A 5,439-nucleotide genomic window follows, 5' to 3' on the forward strand; every position below is an offset into this window, starting at 1 on the left:
TTAATAAAGAAGCCCTAAATTGAGAAAATTTAGGGCTTCTTTATTAATATCACAAATACTTGCTTAGAAGAATAACTCGCTTGAATTGCAATGTAGAATGAGTTTCTTATACTAATTATACTTGAACAATTTTTATCAGATATTAGAATCTTGACTAACCTTAATATTGGTGATAATTTAATCAATAAGGAAGTCATATACTATTTGGGATTTAAGAGAAATCTTACCCAAATGAATAAAGATATGACAACCTAAATACACAGCTAACAACGAACGAAACGGTTTAGATCGTTTTTAAAAATGTTCAAGGTTGTAGAAAAGCCCGTTAATCGGGCTTTTTTAATGCCGATTATTTTTTGAATAAAATTTTGGCTATAGTGAAATAAAGATTGGAGGAGCAATAGGGGATTGTGATGCTGATGTTTATTATTTTAATGGTTATTATTGGTTTGGTTTTATTATTCTTTTTTGCAAAGAGAACTGACGCTACAGAAGATAGTGCGGATTATAGCCAGCCATATTCAACAACAACTTCTTCTTGTGACTCATCTCAAAATAATGATTTCAGACGTTCTGATGAATGTAGTTCTAATGATGATTCCAGTTCAGATTCAAGTGGTTGTGATAGTAGTAGCAATGATTAAAAAAAGCTTGTACCCCTTGAGGGGCAAGAGGCACAAGCTAAACTGGGTTTAAGGTAGGTCAAACCAAATCATTTGGCTGTCTTGCAATGCAGTAATGGTTGCAGTTTCATCGAATACCAAAGCATCACCCGCTTTCACCAAATGATTGGCAATCATTACTTCACCTGAAATCACATGCACATAGTTGACTTTTTTCCGTGCTGTAATTTCTAAATGTTGATCTTTCTCAATGACAGCAGTTTTCACTTCCGCATTTTGACGAATCGACATTGGCGCAGATGCATCACCAGCAATCAAATGCCATTGGTTTGGATGATCTTTCGGATTCAGTTGAATTTGCTGATAAGTCGGTTCAGCATCTTGCACATTCGGTTGAATCCAAATCTGTAACAGATGCACCGCTTTATCGTGCTTGTTCATTTCACTGTGGGTGACCCCAGTTCCAGCGCTCATCAACTGCCATTCACCTGCATTGATTTGACCTTCATTGCCCATACTGTCTTTATGGGAAATGGTGCCATCAAGTACACAGGTCAAGATTTCCATGTTGTCATGGGGATGAGTACCGAAGCCATTATGTGCAGCAACCGTATCATCATTGATCACGCGAAGCGCACTGACGCCCATATATTTCGGGTTATACCAGCTACCAAATGAAAAGCTATGGTAGGTGTCTAACCAACCTGCTTTGACATGACCACGATTTTCACTTCGATGTAGATAAGCATTCATCTTTCATCTCCCAATTATTATGTTTTGCTTGATGTTTATAGTATCGATTCATAATGGTGATAGATAGTCTTTTATTGCGACATATTGTCCTAAAAATGAAATGATTAAATGTTTAACTTTTTATTTCAAATAATAAAAAAGGCTGAATCAAATATTCAGCCTTTTCAAGTTGGTCAACGAATTTACCAATCTTTTATTTTGATTTATTTTCCAACTGTGGAATTGCAGAACCTTGGCCAACAGCAAGTAAACCTGTTTCAGTATAGATACCGAGTTTTGCACGGGTATCAGTAATGTCGAGGTTACGCATTGTTAACTGACCGATACGATCCATTGGCGTAAACATTGAATCACCTTTCTCCATAGTTAAACGCTCAGCTTCATAGGTGAGGTTCGGAGATTCAGTGTTCATGATGGTGTAGTCATTACCACGACGCAATTCCAAAGTTACGGTACCAGTAATGGCTTTAGCAACCCAACGCTGTGAAGTTTCACGTAGCATTAATGCTTGTGAATCGAACCAACGGCCTTGGTAAAGTAAACGACCTAAACGTAAACCATTAATGCGGTATTGTTCAATCGTATCTTCGTTATGAATACCAGTTACTAAACGCTCATACGCGATGTGTAACAAAGCCATACCCGGTGCTTCATAAATACCACGAGATTTCGCTTCGATGATGCGGTTTTCGATTTGGTCAGACATACCTAAACCATGACGACCACCGATACGGTTCGCTTCGAGAATGAATTCAACTGGATCTTCAATACGTTGGCCATTTAACGCAACTGGCATACCTTCTTCAAAAGTAATGCTCACTTCTTCTGGCTGGATGTCAACGTCGTCTTTCCAGAACGCAACGCCCATAATTGGGTCTACGATTTTAATACCCGCATTGAGGTATTCTAAATCTTTTGCTTCATGCGTTGCCCCCAACATATTTGAGTCAGTTGAGTATGCTTTTTCTTTTGACATTTTATAGTCAAAGCCGTTGTCGATTAAGAATTGCGACATTTCGGCACGACCGCCTAACTCATCAATAAAGGTTTGGTCTAACCAAGGCTTATAGATTTTGAGGGCAGGGTTAGTCAATAAACCATAACGATAGAAACGTTCAATATCGTTACCTTTATAAGTAGAACCATCACCCCAGATGTTGACGTCGTCTTCTTTCATCGCCGTTACAAGCATCGTACCTGTAACTGCACGACCCAAAGGTGTGGTATTGAAATAAGGAACGCCACCAGTACTAATGTGGAATGCGCCACATTGAATTGCTGCAATACCTTCAAGTGCAAGTTGTAAACGACAATCGATTAATCGAGCTTTGACTGCGCCGTATTGTTCAGCTTTCTTTGGAATTGCATCATAGTCATCTTCATCAGGTTGACCCAAGTTTGCAGTATAAGCATAAGGCTCTGCGCCTTTTTGCTTCATCCACAATAAAGCTGCTGAAGTATCGAGACCACCAGAAAAGGCAATCCCAACTTTTTTGCCTACAGGTACGTGCTGCAAGATAGTTGCATTATCAGTCATTGCTTGTCCTAACATTTATTAGTAAAGACTCCGAATAGGTAGTCTTGAGAATAAAAAATCGGAACTATTGTAACACTTTTCATGGAGCTTGTTTTCCTGAAAGAAAAACTAAGCAGAAAAATTATGTTCTAATACATTTGATTTTTGTTTTTTTAGATTGGAAATCAAAATAGTTACATTACTTTTGACTTTAGTGTCAGCATTTTCTTGAAAAGAGTCATAAACACATATAAAAATTCAGTTAAAGTACTATGCAACAAGTTGCAAAGCCAATAAATACAGAAGGAATACCATGACTAGCTATGCAAATATCTTAAAACCATTACATTTAGGGTTTACGACAATTAAAAACCGTGTAGTAATGGGCTCTATGCACACAGGTTTAGAAGATCGTTTCTTTAATTACCCTAAACTTGCAGCTTATTTTGAAGAAAGAGCAAAAGGTGGTGTAGGCTTAATCATCACAGGCGGTATTTCTCCAAATCGCCAAGGTTGGTTATTACCAGCTGGCGGTACAATGAATAGTTTAATGGATATTCCACAGCATCGTTTAGTGACGCATTCAGTCCATAAGCATGGTGCAAAAATTTTAATGCAAATCCTGCATTCTGGGCGTTATGGCTATCAACCTTTTGTAGTTTCTTCGAGTGCTGTTAAATCGCCAATTTCACCATTTAAACCGCGTGAAATGAGCAATCAAAATATTTTGGATACGATTCAAGATTACGCACGTTGTGCGAGTATTGCGAAGAAAGCGGGTTATGATGGCGTTGAAATCATGGGTTCAGAAGGTTATTTGCTGAATCAGTTTTTAAGCCGACATGTGAACCAACGTAGTGATCGTTGGGGTGGTGATATCGAAAATCGTATGCGCTTTGCAGTTGAAATTGTCAAAGCAATTCGTGCGAAAGTGGGCGAGAAATTTATTATTTGTTTCCGTTTATCAATGCTTGATTTAGTGCATGACGGTAATACGATGCAAGAAGTAACGATTGTTGCTAAAGCATTAGAAAAAGCAGGTGTTACTTTACTAAATACTGGAATTGGTTGGCATGAAGCGCGTGTACCAACGATTGTGACTTCAGTACCTCGTGCAGCATTTGCAGATTACACCGCTTTTGTAAAACAGCATGTTTCTATTCCTGTAATTGCATCAAATCGTATCAATATGCCTGATACTGCTGAAGATATTATTGCTTCTGGTAAAGCCGATATGGTCCAAATGGCGCGTCCATTATTGGCAGATCCATATTGGGTAAATAAAACTGCAACCAATCGTGTAGATGAAATTAATACGTGTATCGCATGTAACCAGGCTTGCCTAGATCACAGCTTTAAGAATCAACGTGCAACCTGTCTTGTAAACCCACGTGCAGCATTTGAAACAGAATTAGTTTATATCAAAACTAAAAAACCTAAACGTATTGCGGTTGTTGGTGGTGGTGTTGCTGGAATGTCAGCTGCAACAGTTGCCGCAAGTCGTGGTCACGCCGTCACTTTATTTGAAGCAAGTAATGATGTTGGTGGTCAGTTTAATTTAGCGAAAGTTGTTCCTGGAAAAGAAGAATTCCACGAAACCATTCGTTACTTTAAGGTGCAAATCAAGCAAACAGGTGTCGATTTGCGTTTAAATACGCGCGTAAGCCGTGAACAGCTTGAACGAGAAGGTTTTGATGAAGTTATTGTGGCTACAGGCGTAGTTCCTCGTGCATTAAAAATTCAGGGTAGTACTGCACCACAAGTATTGTCATATGCTGAAGTACTTAAAGGTGCAGAAGTTGGACAAAAAGTTGCTGTAATTGGAGCAGGGGGAATTGGTTTTGATGTATCAGAGTTTTTATTAAAACCACCGCATCAACCTCAGCCTCAACCTTTAGCAGAATGGCAACGTGAATGGGGTGTCGATCCAAACCCTAATTATATTTCTGAAGGTGGGATGCAACGTCCAGAAGTTGAAATGCCAATTCGCCAGATCTATTTATTACAACGCAAAACTACACCTTTAGGTGTTGGCTTAGGTAAGACTTCAGGTTGGGTACATCGTGCACAATTGAAAAAACATGCGGTTCGTATGCTTCGTGGTGTGCAGTACAAAGCGGTGACTGATGAAGGATTATGGGTTGAGCATAATGGTCACGATCAGTTATTGCGTGTAGACACAATTGTCGTGTGCGCTGGGCAAGAATCTGTAAAAGATTTAATGCCTAAAGATGGTGAAAATACTTTAGCGAACTATCATATTATTGGTGGTGCGAAGCTTGCTGCTGAGCTAGATGCGAAGCGTGCAATCCGCGAAGGGGCTGAATTGGCTGCTAAACTCTAATAATTGATGAAACATTATGCATTTGAATACATTGCAGTTAAATTTCTCTTGAATAAAGAGAACAAGCTTTGTATTCTTACGCACATGGAAGCGTGGCAGAGCGGTTTAATGCACCGGTCTTGAAAACCGACGAGGGTGTGAGTCCTCCGTGAGTTCGAATCTCACCGCTTCCGCCAAATATCTAAATAAGCCCTTGTTTTTAC

The 5,439-nt window shown here is 39.2% G+C and carries 4 protein-coding genes and 1 tRNA gene; 3 read left to right on the forward strand and 2 right to left on the reverse strand.

Features of this window, described 5'->3' with window-relative positions; translation table 11 throughout:
* Positions 1–413: 413 nt before the first annotated feature.
* Complete coding sequence (locus AAV96_RS00590; protein ID WP_046737910.1) at positions 414–644, forward strand: hypothetical protein; 231 nt, start codon at positions 414–416, stop codon at positions 642–644.
* A gap of 48 nt (positions 645–692) precedes the next feature.
* On the opposite strand, the gene AAV96_RS00595 is transcribed toward AAV96_RS00590, so the two are convergent.
* Both AAV96_RS00595 and argG read right to left on the reverse strand, forming a co-directional pair.
* The gene (locus AAV96_RS00595) at positions 693–1,376 is read right to left on the reverse strand and encodes a pirin family protein (protein ID WP_046737911.1); all 684 of its coding nucleotides are present in this window, start codon (positions 1,374–1,376) and stop codon (positions 693–695) included.
* Positions 1,377–1,569: 193 nt separating this feature from the next.
* Entirely contained in the window at positions 1,570–2,928 is a 1,359-nt protein-coding gene (gene argG / locus AAV96_RS00600; RefSeq protein WP_171066563.1) for an argininosuccinate synthase, read from the reverse strand.
* A 277-nt stretch (positions 2,929–3,205) separates the two neighbouring features.
* Here argG and AAV96_RS00605 point away from each other — a divergent pair, with 277 nt between their 5' ends.
* Complete coding sequence (locus AAV96_RS00605) at positions 3,206–5,236, forward strand: NADPH-dependent 2,4-dienoyl-CoA reductase (RefSeq protein ID WP_046737912.1); 2,031 nt, start codon at positions 3,206–3,208, stop codon at positions 5,234–5,236.
* Between the two features lie 86 nt (positions 5,237–5,322).
* Positions 5,323–5,412 (forward strand) — tRNA-Ser (locus AAV96_RS00610).
* Positions 5,413–5,439 lie beyond the last annotated feature (27 nt).

Origin of the sequence: Acinetobacter sp. AG1 (assembly GCF_001005525.1) — a bacterium.
In the GTDB taxonomy this organism is placed as follows: domain Bacteria; phylum Pseudomonadota; class Gammaproteobacteria; order Pseudomonadales; family Moraxellaceae; genus Acinetobacter; species Acinetobacter modestus.

Bases quoted from the DNA above. Each gene is read 5' to 3' on its own strand.
- AAV96_RS00595 (WP_046737911.1), bottom strand. From the start codon at position 1,376: ATGAATGCTTATCTACATCGAAGTGAAAATCGTGGTCATGTCAAAGCA.
- AAV96_RS00605 (WP_046737912.1), top strand. From the start codon at position 3,206: ATGACTAGCTATGCAAATATCTTAAAACCATTACATTTAGGGTTTACG.
- AAV96_RS00590 (WP_046737910.1), top strand. From the start codon at position 414: ATGCTGATGTTTATTATTTTAATGGTTATTATTGGTTTGGTTTTATTA.
- argG (WP_171066563.1), bottom strand. From the start codon at position 2,928: ATGTTAGGACAAGCAATGACTGATAATGCAACTATCTTGCAGCACGTA.